A 16,652-nucleotide genomic window follows, 5' to 3' on the forward strand; every position below is an offset into this window, starting at 1 on the left:
AGCAGATGTCAAGCCTGCCACGCCCCCGTGTTCACCGGCTCTTCCAGCACCCTGGCCCCAGAACCCTCACACGACCCCCGCTTACAGAACCCTGCCCGGTCCACGCTGACAGAGCCCATGCCCGGTTCCCGCTTACAGAATGGCGGTCGTCGCCCTGCCGGCGAACTCGCCCGGTTCCCGCTACAGAACCCGCCGCATCGCCCGATGCGGAATCCCCGCGTCCAGGAACTCCGGGCCGTACGCCACGTATCCCAGCCGCTCGTAGAACCCCAGGGCGTGTGTCTGCGCGTGCAGGTCCACCGCTGTCAGCCCAATCGCGCGTGCCGCGTCCTCGATGGCCCCGACGAGCGCCGCCCCGACCCCGAGTCCGCGCGCCGCCTTCGTCACCGCGAGCCGCCCCAGCGACCCCACCGACAGATCGCCGTCGGTCTTCGCGGCGGCCGCCTCGCCGCTCAGCAGCCGCCCGGTCCCGAGCGGCAGGCCGTCTTCCCGGACCGCCAGCACATGCACGGCGCCGGGGTCGTACGCGTCGTACTCGATGTCCTCGGGGACGCCCTGCTCGCCGACGAAGACCTCCTTGCGCACCGCGAAGCAGGCTTCCCGGTCGGCGGGGTCCTCGGCGACGCGCAGCACGTACGGCGCCGGGCTCACGCGTAGGTCTCCTCGCGCACCTGGTCCAGCGCCTGCTGGAGGTCGTCCGGGTAGTCACAGGCGAACTCCACCCACTGCCCGTCCCCAGGGTGCTCGAAGCCGAGCCGGACGGCGTGCAGCCACTGTCGGGTCAGCCGCAGCCGCTTGGCGAGCGTCGGGTCGGCGCCGTAGGTCAGGTCGCCGACGCAGGGGTGGCGGTGGGCGGCCATGTGGACGCGGATCTGGTGGGTGCGGCCGGTCTCCAGCTTCACGTCGAGCAGGGAGGCCGCGCGGAACGCCTCGATGAGGTCGTAGTGGGTGACGGAGGGCTTGCCGTCCGCGGTGACCGCCCACTTGTAGTCGTGCTGGGGGTGGCGGCCGATGGGGGCGTCGATGGTGCCGCTGGTCGGGTCGGGGTGGCCCTGCACCAGCGTGTGGTAGCGCTTGTCGACCGTGCGCTCCTTGAACTGGCGCTTGAGCGAGGTGTACGCGTACTCCGACTTGGCCACCACCATCAGGCCGGACGTGCCCACGTCCAGGCGGTGCACGATGCCCTGGCGCTCGGCGGCGCCCGACGTCGAGATGCGGTACCCGGCGGCGGCGAGCCCGCCGATGACGGTCGGGCCGGTCCAGCCGGGACTGGGGTGCGCGGCGACCCCGACCGGCTTGACGATCACGACCACGTCATCGTCGTCGTGCACGATCTCCATGCCCTCGACCGGCTCCGCGACGATCCGCACGGGCGCGGGCGCCTGCGGCATCTCGACCTCCAGCCAGGCTCCGCCGTGCACGCGCTCGGACTTCCCGACCACCGAGCCGTCGACCGAGACCTTCCCCGCCGCGGCGAGCTCGGCGGCCTTCGTACGGGAGAAGCCGAACATGCGGGAGATGGCGGCGTCGACACGCTCGCCCTCCAGACCGTCGGGCACGGGCAGGGTTCGGATCTCGGGAATGGTGCTCACTCGTCGAGTATGCCGGACGCCTCCGACATCGCCGTACGCCAGTGGGGGCGCTCAGTCCTTGTGGACGGTGCCGTCCGGGTCGAGACCCCTGAACGACAGCAGCACGATCAGGATGCCGCCGCAGACGATCGCCGAGTCGGCCAGGTTGAAGACCGCGAAGTGCTTGGGCGCGATGAAGTCCACGACCGCGCCCTCGAAGACGCCCGGCGAGCGGAAGATCCGGTCGGTCAGGTTGCCGAGCGCACCGCCGAGCAGCAGGCCGAGCGCGATCGCCCAGGGCGTGCTGTACAGCTTGCGGGCGAGCCGGGCGATCACCACGATCACCGTCGCCGCGATCACCGTGAAGATCACCGTGAAGGCCTCGCCGACCCCGAAGGCCGCGCCCGCGTTGCGGATGGCCTCGAACTTCAGCCAGTCCCCGATGAGCTCGATGGGCGCGTGGTGCTCCAGCTTGGCGACCACGATCATCTTGCTGATCAGGTCGAGGGCGTACGCGAAGACCGCGACCGCGAACAGCACGGCGATCCGCCGCCTGCCCCTGGGCCGCTCGCCGGCGCTCTCCTGCCCGTCCGGACCGGAAACCGGACTGGCCGACTGCTCCGGCTCGGCCCCCGCCCCGTCCGGGGTGTCCGGCGTACCGATGATGCGCTCCGCCTCTGCCACGTGAGTCCCTCGACATAGGTACCTGACTGAGGACGAGAGTACGGCACGCCCACCGGCACCCGGGTACTGGTCAGGACCGGCGCTCCTGCTTCTGCTTGCACTCCACGCACAGGGTTGCCCGCGGGAACGCCTGCATGCGTGCCTTGCCGATCGGGTTGCCGCAGTTCTCACACAGGCCGTAGGTGCCCGCGTCGAGCCGGTCCAGGGCGCGCTCGGTCTGGATGAGCATCTCGCGCGCGTTGGCCGCGAGGGCCATCTCGTGCTCACGCGTGATGTTCTTCGTGCCGGTGTCCGCCTGGTCGTCGCCGGCCCCGTCTCCGGAGTCCCGCATCAGACCCACGAGGGACTCCTCGGAGGCGGTGATCTCGTCCCGCAACCGGGTCGCCTCGGACTGCAGTTCGGCGCGGGCCGACTCGACCTCTTCCGGGGTCCAGGGGTCCTCGCCGGGGCGTACCGCGAGCTCGCCGGGCTCCGCTGCGGCGATGCGCGCCTTGGGTACGGCGGTCTGCGCCGCCGTGGCCGTGCCAGGGGTCTTCTTCGCAACCACCGTCGTGGCTCCCGTCTGCTCCGCGGCCTCAGCCGCGCCGGCTTTCTTCGCCATGCTCTTGTCGGCCGCAGTCATGTCGGCTGCGCTCTTCTCGGGTGCGCCCTCGGGGGAGGTGCTCCTTGTGGGGACGCCCTTCGGGGACGCACTTCCCGTGGTGCTCTTCGTGGAGGCGCTCTCCGGACGCGCACTCCGCGTCGCGGCGCGCTTCGAGGACGCACTCGCCGTGGAGGCGCTCTTCGTGGTCCCGCTCTTCGTGGAAGGGCCCTTCAAGGACGTCCTCTCGGTGGTGGCACCCTCAGTGGACACACTCGGGGACACATCCTTCGGGGACGTACGTCCGGCGGAGGCGCTCTTCGTGGACGCTCCCTTCGCAGGCGCTCCCTTCGTGGACGTGGCGGGCACAGGGGCCCGCTCCGCTGCGGCACTCCCCGAGGGGGCTCTCTTCCGAGCAGAGGTCTGCTTCGCAGCCGTCTTCCTCGCAGCCGCCTTTGTCGTGGCCACCACCGCCTTCTTCCCCGAGGCCTTCTCTGGCGGCGCCTTCTTGACGCCCGCCTTCCTGGCACCGGTCTGCTTGGCACCGGTCTGCTTGGCGCCCGCCTTCCTGGCCACCACTTTCTTCCCAGCTGTCATCTCGTTAGGCGCCGCCTCCTTGCCCGCCGGTGTCCCCGCCCCCTCTCCCCCGGCCGCCTTCGCCGAAGGAGCCGCCTTCGAAGCAGCCACCTTCTTCCCAGCCGCCTTCTTCGTGACGGCCTTCTTCGCAGCGGTTTCCTCGCCGGCCCCCTTTTCCACCGGCACCGCCTTCTTACCTACCGCCGCCTTCTTACCTGGCGCCGGCTTCTTGCCGACCGCCCCCCTCTTGCCCACGGTCCCCGCCCCGCCGCCCACCGCCTTCTTCTCAGCGCCCTGCTTGCCCCCCGCCCTCCCACCCGCCTTTCCGCCCGCCCCCGCGCTCTCACCGACCTCTTCCTTCGCCCCCGAACCGGTCTTCTTCCCGACGGCCTTCTTCGCCGCCGACCCCACCGCCTTCACCGCTTTGGCCGCTCTCTTGGCCGCGCCCCCCTGTGCGCTCTTCTTCCCGCCGACGTCCTTGGCCGCACCGCCGGAGGCACCCGTGGACCTGGACGCCGACTGCTGTGCGGCGGTCTTCTTCGCCACCATGGCCGCGGCCCCTTCACATATTGTGATCTTGCTCGCGAATCGTGCTGGGACGATAAATCGACTTGAGTCCCGCGGCAACGGGGCACACCGCCCGATTCGCCCGCCTCGCGGACGGCGCGCGGCAAACCTGCAAGCGTTGTGCCCAGCTCCCCGCCAGGTAATCCGCCAAGTAATTCGCCAGGTGATCCGCCGAACGGACCGTCCGAGGATCCGAACACCCGCACCTCGCCATTCGGGTCACTCCCGCCCGTGCCCGCCCCCTTCGGTCCGGCACCGGAAAACCGGTCGGCCGCTGTCCTCGCGGCGCCGTACACTGGGCGGAGCGAAAAGCGTGGATGGGGACGAGTAGCGGCGTACGCAGCCCAGAGCGACCCGGGGACGGTGGAAGCCCGGGGGTGAGCGCGACGTGAAGATCACCCCGGAGCCGCCGGAAGAAAGCCGCAGCCGAGCAGCAAGCGCGGCAGCAGCGAGTAGACCCGGCATCGCGACCCCAATGAGGGGGCTCACCGGTGCGCACCACGCGCCGGAGGGCCAAGGAGGGTGGTACCGCGGGAGCGCGCCGAAAGCGGCGCAGGAATGACACAGCTCTCGTCCCTCCGGACGGAAGGCAGAAAGTCCGCCGGAGGAAGCTCGCTGATGACAACGCCGACGTACCGCCAGGTGCCCGCACAGGTCGACCTGCCCGCGCTCGAGCACGCGGTGCTCGACTTCTGGCGCGAGCAGAAGATCTTCGCCAAGAGCCTGGAGCAGTCCGAGGGCCGCCCCGAGTGGGTGTTCTACGAGGGCCCGCCCACCGCCAACGGCATGCCGGGTGCCCACCACATCGAGGCGCGCGTCTTCAAGGACGTCTTCCCCCGCTTCCGCACCATGCGCGGCTACCACGTGGCCCGCAAGGCCGGCTGGGACTGCCACGGCCTCCCGGTCGAGATCGCCGTGGAGAAGGAACTCGGCTTCAACGGCAAGAAGGACATCGAGACGTACGGTATCGCCGCGTTCAACGCCAAGTGCCGCGAGTCGGTGACCCGCCACACCGACGCCTTCACCGAGCTCACCAACCGCATGGGCTACTGGGTCGACCTGGACGACGCGTACCGCACGATGGACCCCGAGTACGTGGAGTCCGTCTGGTGGTCGCTGAAGGAGATCTTCAACAAGGGTCTGCTGGTCCAGGACTACCGCGTGGCCCCGTGGTGCCCGCGCGACGAGACGGGTCTGTCGGACCACGAGCTGGCACAGGGCTACGAGACGATCGTCGACCCGTCCGTGTACGTCCGTTTCCCGCTCACCTCCGGTCCGCTCGCCGGCCAGGCGGCGCTCCTGGTGTGGACCACGACCCCCTGGACACTCGTCTCCAACACCGCCGTCGCCGCGCACCCCGACGTCACCTACGTCGTCGCTACGAAGGTCACAGACGGCGCAGACAGCGGGGAGAAGCTCGTCGTCGCCGAACCGCTCGTCGGCAAGGCTCTCGGCGAGGGCTGGGAGGTCACGGGCGAGACCTTCACCGGCGCCGAGATGGAGCGCTGGACCTATCAGCGTCCGTTCGAGCTCGTCGAGTTCCCGGAACCGGCCCACTACGTGGTCAACGCCGAGTACGTGACGACCGAGGACGGTACGGGTCTGGTCCACCAGGCCCCCGCCTTCGGTGAGGACGACCTCAAGGTCTGCCGTGCCTACGGCCTTCCCGTCGTGAACCCCGTCCGCCGGGACGGCACCTTCGAGGAGGACGTCCCGCTCGTAGGCGGCGTCTTCTTCAAGAAAGCCGACGAACAGCTCACCGAGGACCTCCAGCAGCGCGGCCTCCTCTTCAAGCACATCCCGTACGAGCACAGCTACCCGCACTGCTGGCGCTGCCACACCGCGCTCCTCTACTACGCGCAGCCGTCCTGGTACATCCGTACCACCGCCATCAAGGACCGCCTCCTCCAGGAGAACGAGAAGACCAACTGGTTCCCGGAGAACGTCAAGCACGGCCGCTTCGGCGACTGGCTGAACAACAACATCGACTGGGCGCTGTCCCGCAGCCGTTACTGGGGCACCCCGCTGCCGATCTGGCGCTGCGAGGACGACCACCTCACCGTCGTCGGCTCCCGCGCGGAGCTGACCGAACTGACGGGCACGGACCAGTCGAACCTGGACCCGCACCGCCCGTTCATCGACGAGGTCACCTTCGCCTGCCCGCAGTGCGAGAAGACGGCCACCCGCGTGCCGGAGGTCATCGACGCCTGGTACGACTCGGGTTCGATGCCGTTCGCGCAGTGGGGTTACCCGTACAAGAACAAGGAACTGTTCGAGTCCCGCTACCCGGCGCAGTTCATCAGCGAGGCCATCGACCAGACCCGTGGCTGGTTCTACACGCTGATGGCGGTCGGCACCCTGGTCTTCGACAAGACGTCGTACGAGAACGTGGTGTGCCTCGGCCACATCCTCGCCGAGGACGGCCGCAAGATGTCCAAGCACCTGGGCAACATCCTGCAGCCGATCCCTCTCATGGACCAGCACGGCGCCGACGCGGTCCGCTGGTTCATGGCGGCCGGCGGTTCCCCGTGGGCGGCCCGCCGCGTGGGCCACGGCACGATCCAGGAGGTCGTCCGCAAGACCCTCCTGACGTACTGGAACACGGTCGCCTTCCAGGCCCTGTACGCGCGCACGGCGAACTGGGCGCCCAGCGATGCGGACCCGGCCCCGGCCGACCGCCCGCTCCTGGACCGCTGGCTGTTGTCCGAACTGCACGCCCTGACCGACCAGGTCACCCAGTCCCTGGAGGCCTACGACACCCAGCGCGCCGGCAAGCTCCTCTCGGCGTTCGTCGACGACCTCTCCAACTGGTACGTACGCCGGTCCCGGCGCCGCTTCTGGCAGGGCGACAAGGCCGCGCTGCGCACGCTGCACGAGGTCGTGGAGACCGTCACCCGGCTGATGGCCCCGCTGACCCCGTTCATCACCGAGCGGGTCTGGCAGGACCTGGTCGTTCCGGTCACCCCGGGGGCACCGGAGTCGGTGCATCTGACGTCCTGGCCGGAGGCGGACCGCACGGCGATCGACCCCGAGCTGTCGAGGCAGATGCTCCTGGTCCGCCGCCTGGTGGAGCTGGGCCGGGCCACGCGCGCGGAGTCGGGCGTCAAGACCCGGCAGCCGCTGAAGCGGGCGCTGATCGCGGCGACGGGCTTCAACACCCTCAGCCCGGAACTGCACACGCAGATCACCGAGGAGCTGAACGTCGAGGTGCTGGCTTCGCTGAGCGAGGTCGGCGGCAGCCTCGTCGACACCACGGCGAAGGCCAACTTCCGCGCCTTGGGCAAGCGGTTCGGCAAGCGTGTCCAGGACGTGGCGAAGGCGGTCGCCGGCGCCGACGCGGCCGCGCTCTCCCTCGCCCTGCGCGAGGGCACGGCGTCGGTGGAGGTCGACGGCGAGACCATCACCCTCGCTCCGGACGAGGTGATCATCACGGAGACCCCCCGCGAGGGCTGGTCGGTGGCCTCCGACTCGGGTGCGACGGTCGCCCTCGACCTGGAGATCACGGAGGAGCTGCGGCAGGCGGGCCTGGCCCGTGACGCGATCCGACTGATCCAGGAGGCCCGCAAGAACAGCGGCCTGGACGTGGCCGACCGCATCGCGCTGCGCTGGACGTCCACGGACCCGGCGGTCATCGCGGCGCTCAGCGAGCACGCCGAGCTCATCGCCGACGAGGTCCTCGCCACGGACTTCGCCCAGGGCGAGGCGGACGACACGTTCGGCACCCCGTTCACGGACGAGGGCCTGTCCCTGACGTTCCGCCTGCGCAAGGCGTAACCCGCAAAGCGCGCAAGCACAGCCACGACGGCAGGCCCGGGCCCACCAGAAGATCTTGGTGGGCCCGGGCCTTCGGCGTTGCGTCCGCACGTACAGCTGACGCATTTGGCGGGTCGGATTCGAACCGGCGTCCTCCTGGCAGTCAGGCAAAAGGGGCGGGGCCCCGGATCGGAATCCGGGGCCCCGCCCCTTTGAACGCTGCCGACGCCTGAGGCGTACTAATGGCCGTCAGTTGTCGTCCTCGTCGATGAGGAACCCGCGCATCGGCGAGGGAGCCTGGCCCATGGGCGACGGGCCCTGCGGCCGTACCGGCGCCATCGGCTGGGTCATCGCCGGGGACATCTGCTGCTGGCCGCCGTAGGACGGGCCGGCCGGCGAAGGACCGCCGCCCATGCCCTGGTTGCCGCCGTACGACGGCGCGCTCGCACCGGCCGGGGCCATGGAAGGCGCCGGGGACGGCGGCAGCGACGCGGTCGCCGGAGTGCGCGGCGGGGCCAGCGAGTCGTCGGCCTGGGTCTCCAGCTGACGCAGCTGCGACTCCAGGTAGGACTTCAGCCGCGTGCGGTACTCGCGCTCGAAGCCGCGCAGATCCTCGACCTTGCGCTCCAGCGTGGCGCGGGCGGACTCCAGGGAGCCCATCGCGACGCGGTGCTTCTCCTGCGCGTCCCGCTCCAGGGCGTCGGCCTTGGCACGGGCGTCACGCTCGAGACCCTCGGCACGCGAACGCGCCTCGCCGACGATCTTGTTGGCCTCGGAACGAGCCTCGGCGATCGCCTGGTCGGCGGTCTGCTGGGCCAGCGAGAGGACACGGGCGGCGCTGTCGCCACCGGGGCCCTGACCGGGGCCGCCCATCGGACCGCCCATGGGGCCACCCATCGGGCCGCCCATCTGCTGCTGCATGGGGGGCTGACCACCCATGGGGCCCTGGCCCATCGGACCCTGGCCCATCGGACCCTGGCCCATCGGACCCTGACCCATCGGACCCTGACCCATCGGGCCCTGACCCATCGGGCCCTGACCCTGCTGGCCGCCCTGGCCTCCGCCGGAACCGGCGGGCAGCTGCGGGGCACCGCTCGGCAGCTGGGGCGGGCCACCCATGGGGCCACCCATCTGCTGCTGCGGCGGGCCAGATATGCCGGCGGGCACCGGAGCGCCGGGACCTCGCATGCCCTGCTGCGGCATACCCTGCTGCTGATCCTGGGGCGGTTCCGGAGGCTTGCGCATGTTCTGCTGGTTCTGGGCAGCAGCGCGCGTGGCCGCGGCCAGCTTGGCGCGCAGGTCCTCGTTCTCGCGGAGCAGGCGGGTCAGTTCGGCTTCGACCTCATCGAGGAAGGCATCGACCTCGTCCTCGTCATAGCCTTCTCGGAGGCGGACGGTCGTGAACTGCTTGTTCCGCACGTCCTCGGGGGTCAACGGCATTTCTTCACCTCAACGTAGTCGTCGGCGTTCGGCAAGACCAGATCGTTCACATCAACCCCACGGGTTAATCGGGGATCAACGCCACGACGCTGATGAGGACGTAAACGATGATCATCAGTACGAAGAAGGACAGATCGAGTGCCACACCCCCGAGGCGCAGCGGCGGGATGACCCGCCGCAGAAGCTTCAATGGTGGATCGGTGACAGTGTAGGTGGCCTCCAGAACGACCACCATCGCCTTGCCGGGTTGCCACGAGCGGGCAAACTGGAAGACGTAGTCCATGACGAGCCGGAAGATCAGTACGACAAGAAGGGCGTACAGCGCGAACGAGAGCACATCCTTGACCACGCCCATCTCCGCGCTTCCCTCTCCCCTGTCCGCTTCTGGTCGGTTTACCGCTTTGCACGGTAGTTCGTCTCAGCTCTGGTTGAAGAACCCGCCCTCTGCGATGCGGGCCTTGTCCTCCGCCGTGACATCGACGTTAGCAGGCGACAACAGGAACACCTTCTGTGTCACCCGCTCGATGCTGCCGTGAAGACCAAACACCAAACCGGCCGCAAAGTCGACAAGTCGCTTGGCGTCTGTGTCATCCATCTCAGTCAGATTCATGATCACCGGGGTGCCTTCACGGAAGTGTTCCCCGATGGTACGGGCCTCGTTGTAGGTCCGGGGGTGAAGTGTGGTGATCCGGTACGGCTCTCGTTCCGACACGACCTTGGGCATGATCACCGGTGCGTTCTTCTCCAGACTTGCGCGTTCTTGTGTGATGGATGCCACGGGCGCGATGCGCGCCGGACGCCCGGATTCCGCGGCGAGCGAAGCGGATCGGGGTACCGGGTCGCGCGGCACCGAGGGCTGCACTACTCGTACCGATTCATCCCTTTCAGGCTGAAGTGCCTGATGAGATTGGTGCGACTGGTGTGACGGCTCATGCCGTCGACGGTCCCGCTCAGGCTCCGGATCCAGTTCGGGTTCGAAGTCGTCATCGGGGTCAAACCCGCGGCCGTCGTACCCATCGTCCTCCACGAGGCCGAGGTAGACCGCCATCTTGCGCATCGCGCCGGCCATGCTCTGAGTCCTCCGCTCTGTGGTGGATCGACTGACGACTGCCAAGTGCCCGCGATCCACTAGGTCGTTATGCCCGCTTTCGGCGTTAATGACCATATTTTCTGCTGTGGTCCGACTTCCTGGCGACGTTACCCGAGCCTGGGGCGGACTCCGAGTACCGCAGTGCCGACGCGTACATGTGTCGCTCCGGCCGCCACGGCCTGTTCGAGGTCCGCACTCATCCCTGCCGAGACCATGTTCGCAGCCGGATGAGCTCGGCGCAGGTCAGTCGACAAAACCATCAACCGTTCGAACGCCGCCCGTTGGCGACCCGCGTACTCCCCGGTGAGCGGAGCGACGGTCATCAACCCGTCGAGCCGCAGGCCCGGAGACCCGGCGACAAGGTCGGCCAACTCCTCGATTCCACCAGGCGCTACGCCACCTCGCTCCCCTCGCTCGTTCTCCCCCGCGTCGAGGGCGACCTGGATCAGGCAGCCCACTTCACGCTCGGCCCGTACGGCCTCCTTGGAGAGGGCCGTCACCAGCTTGGAACGATCGACGGACTGCACGAGATCCGCGTAGCCGACCACGGATCGCACTTTGTTGGTCTGCAACTGGCCAACAAAGTGCCAAGTCAGGGGAAGATCCGCGCAGTCCGCGGCCTTCGGGGCCGCGTCCTGGTCGCGGTTCTCGGCGACATGGCGCACCCCGAGTCCGGACAGCGTCCGCACATCGCTCGCGGGATAGGTCTTGGTGACCACGATCAGGGTCACTTCCTCACGCTTGCGTCCCGCGGCCACGCACGCGGCGGTGATGCGCTCCTCGACTTTCGCCAGATTTGCGGCGAGTTCGCTCTTACGGTCCGCCATGCCCTGTCAGTCCAGCCACACATAGCCCGCGAGCCGGCCCGTGGTCCGGTCGCGACGGTACGAGAAGTGGTCCGCCGACTCCAGCGTGCACACCGGCGACTGCTCCCGGTCGCGCACCCCGAGGCGCTCGAGCTGTGCGTGCACTCCGGCGCTCACATCGACCGCGGGTGTGCCCCAGCTCGTCCGGGCGTGCGCCGCCGGTTCGACCGCGGCGACCTCGGCCCGCATCTGCTCCGGCACTTCGTAGCACCGGCCGCACACGGCGGGCCCGGTGCGGACGACGATCCGGGACGGGTCGGCGCCGAGCGCGGTCATGGCGTCGACGGCAGCGGGCACGATCCCCTTGACCAGGCCTGGCCGTCCCGCGTGAGCCGCGGCGACCACCCCGGCGACCGGGTCGGCCAGCAGGACCGGTACGCAGTCCGCGGTCAGGACGGCCAGCGCGAGAGAACGGGTCGCGGTCACCAGTCCGTCGACCTCCGGGATGTGCCCCGTGGTCCACGGACCGTCGACCTCGGCGACTTCGTTGCCGTGCACCTGGTTCATCCACACCACCCGGGCGGGGTCGAGGCCGAGGGACTTGGCCGCCAGTTCACGGTTGGTCCGTACGGCCTCGGGGTCGTCGCCGACCGCTCCGCCGAGGTTGAGCTCCTCGTACGGAACGGCGCTCACCCCGCCCCACCTGTCGGTGAAAGCGAAGTGCGCGCCGTTCACAGTGCTCGTTTCAGAGCGCTGTCCTATCACTTGAGGAAGTCCGGCACGTCCAGCTCCTCGGCCGCGCTGTCCGAGTAGGACCGGGACGGCGGGACCGGCGGGGAGACCGGGAGGTCGGCCACCGGCTCCGCAGCGGGCTCCGGCTCCTCCTTCGGCGTGACACTGCCGAGCGAGCCGAAGCTCGGACGGCTCTCGGTCTGCCGTACCGGAGTGGGCTCCTCGCGGCGGGCCGAGTTCGAGGACGAGCCCATGACGGTCTCCCGTCGGGTCGGCGGCTGCCCCCCGTCGAAGCCGGCCGCGATCACGGTGACCCGCACCTCGTCGCCGAGGGCGTCGTCGATGACCGCGCCGAAGATGATGTTGGCCTCGGGGTGGGCGGCCTCACTGACCAGCTGGGCGGCCTCGTTGATCTCGAACAGGCCGAGGTCGGAGCCGCCGGAGATGGAGAGCAGGACGCCCCGGGCGCCGTCGATGGACGCCTCGAGCAGCGGCGAGGAGATCGCCATCTCGGCCGCGGCCACCGCGCGGTCGTCGCCGCGGGCCGAGCCGATGCCCATGAGGGCCGAACCGGCTTCCGACATGACCGACTTGACGTCGGCGAAGTCGAGGTTGATCAGGCCGGGCGTGGTGATGAGGTCGGTGATGCCCTGAACACCGGAGAGCAGGACCTGGTCCGCCGACTTGAAGGCGTCGAGGACGGAGACCTGGCGGTCCGAGATGGACAGCAGCCGGTCGTTCGGGATGACGATGAGGGTGTCGACCTCTTCGCGGAGTTCGGCGATGCCGTCCTCGGCCTGGTTCGCGCGGCGCCGTCCCTCGAAGGTGAACGGGCGCGTGACGACGCCGATGGTGAGGGCGCCCAGTGAACGGGCGATGTTGGCCACGACCGGTGCGCCGCCGGTGCCGGTGCCGCCGCCTTCACCGGCCGTCACGAAGACCATGTCGGCCCCCTTGAGGACCTCCTCGATCTCCTCACGGTGGTCCTCCGCGGCCTTGCGGCCGACGGCCGGGTTGGCTCCGGCGCCGAGTCCACGGGTGAGTTCGCGGCCGACGTCGAGCTTGACGTCGGCGTCGCTCATCAACAGCGCCTGCGCGTCGGTGTTGATCGCGATGAACTCGACGCCCTTGAGACCGACTTCGATCATCCGGTTGATGGCATTGACACCACCGCCGCCGACACCGATGACCTTGATGACTGCGAGGTAGTTCTGCGGTGCTGCCACGTCGAAGGCCTCTCGCCTCGAATTACGTTGCCGCCGCCTCACGGGGGTGAACCCGCGGTCCGACGACAGATGCCGAATGGGACGGTCCGTAGCGCCGACCCGAACCCTAACCCTGAAGTTTAGGGTTACCAGTGTGTGTGTTCCCTGGAGTCTTCTGAACAGGACACTAAGTCGACAAGTGGCGCACGTTCAACGAACACGCCGAACCTCCCGTTTTTCTTTTCACCCTATGTGATCAGGCGTAGCGCTGCCCAACCAGGGTGCTGGCCTGCGCGGATGTGCGTCAACTCCCTGATGACGCGGGCGCCGTGGGAACGCTGACATCGAAGTGCCGGGCGTCCGGGGAGGCTTTCATGAGAGCCGTGAGCGTACGGGCCTTCGCGGCACCCTTCTCGCCGCTCCCCCACGCGACGGTACGACGATCGTTCAACTCCAGCGAGATGTCGTCGTAGGAACGCACCTTGACGGTACGGGTGTCGCGGGCGACGGCGGCCGGAAGAGCACGGGCGGCCCGGACCGCCTCGCGCACCAGTCGGTCCTCGCCGAAACGGCGCAGGCTCGGGGCGCGTGAACCCGGCCGGGAGAGGTTCAATTCCAGTGCGGGAACACCTTTCGGAGCCTCGGAAACCGTGGCGAATCGGACACCTTCGTCGTCCACTTCGACAAAGTTTCGGCCCTTTTGGACAAGCAGAACCGGAGTGCGCTCAGTGACTTTCAGCCCGATTTCGTGAGGCCAGGAACGCACGACCTCAACCATGTCAATTCGGGGCAATTTCCGAAGCAGCCGGGCCTCAATCGCATCGGTGTCGACGGAAATCAGTGGCGAGCCGGCCGGCACGTCGGCGGCCTCACGCACCTGCGCGGGCGTCAGGACCCGGGTGCCGGAGACGGAGACGCGTTCCACGCGCAGCCACTGCGAGCCGTACAACAGCCAGACGCAGCCCGCGCCGAGAAGTGCGAGCGCGACGGCCAGAATGATGATCGTACGAAGCGGGGGCGGGGTGAACCTCCGGGAGGGCGGCGGGCCGGACGACTCCTGCTGGCGTTCCCCGCGCTCGGCGGTCGTCGGTCCGGCCACGCTGACTGCCCCTCGTCTACCCAGGAATACGGTCCCTATCGGTGTGCACGGGAGGCGGCGATCGCCTCGTACACCATGCCGACGAGCAGGTCGTCGGCGTCCCGGCGGCCGAACTCGGCGGCGGCGCGGGACATCTCGTACAGCCGGTGCGGATCGGCGAGCACGGGCAGCACGTTCTGCTGTACCCACTGGGGGGTGAGTTCCGCGTCGTCGACCAGCAGTCCGCCGCCGGCCTTGACCACCGGCTGGGCGTTCAGCCGCTGTTCGCCGTTGCCGATGGGCAGCGGGACGTAGGCGGCCGGCAGCCCGACGGCGGAGAGTTCGGCGACGGTCATCGCGCCCGCGCGGCAGAGCATCATGTCGGCCGCGGCGTACGCGAGGTCCATCCGGTCCACGTACGGTACCGGGATGTACGGGGGCATCCCCGGCATCTGCTGCACCCGCGGCAGTTCGTTCTTCGGACCGACCGCGTGCAGGATCTGGATCCCGGCCTGCTGGAGGTAGGGCGCGACCTGCTGCACCACCTCGTTGAGCCGACGGGCGCCCTGCGAGCCGCCGGAGACCAGCAGTGTCGGCAGGTTGGGGTCGAGCCCGAAGGCGGCACGGGCCTGAGGGCGCATCGCGGCACGGTCGAGGGTGGCGATGGAGCGGCGCAGCGGGATGCCGATGTAACGCGCGTCCCGCAGCTTGCTGTCCGGGGTGGAGACGGCTACCCGGGCGGCGTACCGCGAGCCGATCTTGTTGGCGAGGCCGGGCCGGGCGTTGGCCTCGTGGATCACGATCGGCACGCCCAGGCGCTTGGCGGCGAGGTAGCCGGGCAGCGCCACATAGCCGCCGAAGCCGACGACGCAGTCCGCCTTGGTGCGCTCCAGGATCTGCTCGGCGGCCTTGATCGTGCCGCGCAGCCGGCCCGGGACGGTGATCAGCTCGGGAGTGGGCTTGCGTGGCAGCGGTACCGCGGGGATCAGCGCGAGTTCGTAGCCCCGCTCCGGTACGAGCCGGGTCTCCAGACCGCGCTCCGTGCCCAGGGCCGTGATTCCCACGGTCGGGTCCTGCCTGCGCAGGGCGTCCGCGAGGGCGAGCGCGGGCTCGATGTGGCCGGCGGTCCCCCCACCGGCGAGTACGACATGCACCGAAATTCACCGCTCTCCGGACGTGCGCGCCGACGAGGCACGCCGTCGCATCGTGTTCCATCTCCGAGGCTCCCGCACAGAGCCCCCCGCCCGCTTTCTACCAAAGCGGGGTTGCCGCAGAGAAAGCGCCGTCCGCGCGGCGGGATCGTCACGCGCGAAGGCGATCAGCAACCCGACGGCGAACATGGTCGGCAACAGGGCGGAACCCCCGTAGGAGAACAGCGGGAGCGGGACACCGGCGATCGGCAGCAGGCCGAGCACCGCACCCATGTTGATCACTGCCTGAGCGGTGATCCAGGTGGTCACGCCTCCCGCGGCATACCTCACGAAGGGGTCCTCCGTGCGTCCGGCCACGCGGATACCCGCATAGCCTAGAGCCGCGAACAGGGCGAGCACCGACAGCGTCCCCGCCAGGCCCAGTTCCTCACCGGTCACGGCAAAGATGAAGTCCGTGTGCGCTTCCGGGAGTTGGCCCCATTTCTCCACACTCGCGCCGAGCCCGGAACCGAAGAGCCCGCCGGAGGCCAGGGCGTAGATGCCGTGCACGGCCTGCCAGCAGTCGGCCGCTCCGGACTTCGGCTCGGTGGCACCGATGCACTGGAGCCGGGCCATGCGGTTGGGGCTGGTCTTGATCAGGATCACACCGAGGGTGGCGGCGATCGACAGCACGCCGACGAACAGCCGGGTCGGGGCGCCCGCCAGCCACAGCAGGCCGAACAGGATGGCGGTCAGGATGATCGCCGTCCCCATGTCGCCGCCGAGCATGATCAGCCCGAGCAGCAGGAAGGCGACCGGGACGAGCGGCACCAGCATGTGCTTCCACTGGGCGAGCAGCTTCTTGTCCTGCTTGCGGGCCAGCAGGTCGGCGCCCCACAGGACCAGGGCGAGCTTGCCGAACTCGCTGGGCTGGATCTGGAAGGAGCCGCCGAGGGAGATCCAGTTCTGGTTGCCGTTGACCGACATCCCTATCCCCGGAATCTGCACCAGGGCCATCAGGAACACCGCGCCGGCGAGGATCGGGTAGGCGAGCGCCCGGTGCAGCTTGACCGGCATCCGGGAGGCGGCCAGCAGCAGCACCCCGCCGATGACGGCGGCGAGGAGCTGCTTGCGGAAGAAGTAGGAGCCCGGCAGGGACATCTGCAGCGCGGTGATCTGGGAGGCCGAGTAAACCATCACCAGACCGAGCACCGTGATCAGCAGACTGCCGCCGAGGATCAGGTAGTACGCGGTCAGCGGCCGGTCCCAGGCGCGGCGGGCACGCGTGTACAGCCGCAGGAAGGGGTTCTCGCGCACCGGGCGGGGGGCGGCGGGCCGTCTGGCCGCTCGCTGCACGGGCGGACGTCCGGTACGGCTAACGGGCATCGGCTTCTCCGCTGTACGTCGGCCTCGACACGCGTCCCTCCCAGGGTCCGCCCG

At 69.3% G+C, this 16,652-nt stretch carries 14 protein-coding genes; 1 reads left to right on the forward strand and 13 read right to left on the reverse strand.

Annotated elements, in window-relative coordinates; translation table 11 throughout:
• Positions 1 to 180: 180 nt before the first annotated feature.
• The 4 genes from ACIBK3_RS01970 to ACIBK3_RS01985 form a co-directional block, all read right to left on the reverse strand.
• Complete coding sequence (locus ACIBK3_RS01970; RefSeq protein ID WP_399360865.1) at positions 181 to 651, reverse strand: GNAT family N-acetyltransferase; 471 nt, start codon at positions 649 to 651, stop codon at positions 181 to 183.
• Entirely contained in the window at positions 648 to 1,592 is a 945-nt protein-coding gene (locus tag ACIBK3_RS01975; RefSeq protein WP_399360867.1) for an RluA family pseudouridine synthase, read from the reverse strand. Before ACIBK3_RS01975 ends, ACIBK3_RS01970 begins: the two co-directional genes overlap by 4 nt.
• Before the next feature lie 51 nt (positions 1,593 to 1,643).
• Entirely contained in the window at positions 1,644 to 2,255 is a 612-nt protein-coding gene (lspA, locus tag ACIBK3_RS01980) for a signal peptidase II (protein WP_399360869.1), read from the reverse strand.
• A gap of 70 nt (positions 2,256 to 2,325) precedes the next feature.
• Positions 2,326 to 3,432 (reverse strand): TraR/DksA C4-type zinc finger protein, encoded by a 1,107-nt coding sequence (locus ACIBK3_RS01985; protein WP_399362060.1) that lies wholly within the window; start codon positions 3,430 to 3,432, stop codon positions 2,326 to 2,328.
• Positions 3,433 to 4,596: 1,164 nt separating this feature from the next.
• Between ACIBK3_RS01985 and ileS the strand changes: the two genes are divergently transcribed.
• Entirely contained in the window at positions 4,597 to 7,752 is a 3,156-nt protein-coding gene (gene ileS, locus ACIBK3_RS01990) for an isoleucine--tRNA ligase (RefSeq protein ID WP_399360871.1), read from the forward strand.
• 228 nt (positions 7,753 to 7,980) lie between these two features.
• Here ileS and ACIBK3_RS01995 read toward each other — a convergent pair whose 3' ends face one another.
• From ACIBK3_RS01995 to ftsW, 9 genes are all read right to left on the reverse strand, one after another.
• Positions 7,981 to 9,171, reverse strand: coding sequence for a DivIVA domain-containing protein (locus tag ACIBK3_RS01995; RefSeq protein ID WP_399360873.1), 1,191 nt, complete (start codon positions 9,169 to 9,171; stop codon positions 7,981 to 7,983).
• Between the two features lie 64 nt (positions 9,172 to 9,235).
• Positions 9,236 to 9,526 (reverse strand): YggT family protein, encoded by a 291-nt coding sequence (locus ACIBK3_RS02000; protein ID WP_399360876.1) that lies wholly within the window; start codon positions 9,524 to 9,526, stop codon positions 9,236 to 9,238.
• A 63-nt stretch (positions 9,527 to 9,589) separates the two neighbouring features.
• On the reverse strand, positions 9,590 to 10,240 hold the full coding sequence (locus tag ACIBK3_RS02005) for a cell division protein SepF (RefSeq protein ID WP_399360878.1): 651 nt from the start codon (positions 10,238 to 10,240) through the stop codon (positions 9,590 to 9,592).
• Between the two features lie 128 nt (positions 10,241 to 10,368).
• A complete protein-coding gene (locus tag ACIBK3_RS02010; RefSeq protein WP_399360880.1) occupies positions 10,369 to 11,088 on the reverse strand; it encodes a YggS family pyridoxal phosphate-dependent enzyme in 720 nt (239 codons plus the stop codon).
• Between the two features lie 6 nt (positions 11,089 to 11,094).
• Complete coding sequence (gene pgeF / locus ACIBK3_RS02015) at positions 11,095 to 11,832, reverse strand: peptidoglycan editing factor PgeF (RefSeq protein ID WP_399360882.1); 738 nt, start codon at positions 11,830 to 11,832, stop codon at positions 11,095 to 11,097.
• On the reverse strand, positions 11,829 to 13,025 hold the full coding sequence (gene ftsZ / locus ACIBK3_RS02020; RefSeq protein WP_399360884.1) for a cell division protein FtsZ: 1,197 nt from the start codon (positions 13,023 to 13,025) through the stop codon (positions 11,829 to 11,831). The genes pgeF and ftsZ overlap by 4 nt, the downstream gene beginning before the upstream one ends.
• Before the next feature lie 283 nt (positions 13,026 to 13,308).
• Positions 13,309 to 14,103: a cell division protein FtsQ/DivIB gene (locus tag ACIBK3_RS02025; protein WP_399360886.1), complete on the reverse strand. Its 795-nt coding sequence runs from the start codon at positions 14,101 to 14,103 to the stop codon at positions 13,309 to 13,311.
• 35 nt (positions 14,104 to 14,138) lie between these two features.
• Complete coding sequence (murG, locus tag ACIBK3_RS02030; protein WP_399360888.1) at positions 14,139 to 15,236, reverse strand: undecaprenyldiphospho-muramoylpentapeptide beta-N-acetylglucosaminyltransferase; 1,098 nt, start codon at positions 15,234 to 15,236, stop codon at positions 14,139 to 14,141.
• 6 nt (positions 15,237 to 15,242) lie between these two features.
• Positions 15,243 to 16,598, reverse strand: a complete 1,356-nt coding sequence (gene ftsW, locus ACIBK3_RS02035; protein ID WP_399360891.1) for a putative lipid II flippase FtsW — start codon at positions 16,596 to 16,598, stop codon at positions 15,243 to 15,245.
• Positions 16,599 to 16,652 lie beyond the last annotated feature (54 nt).

Origin of the sequence: Streptomyces sp. NPDC050287, from assembly GCF_044459385.1 — a bacterium.
Classification (GTDB): Bacteria; Actinomycetota; Actinomycetes; order Streptomycetales; family Streptomycetaceae; genus Streptomyces.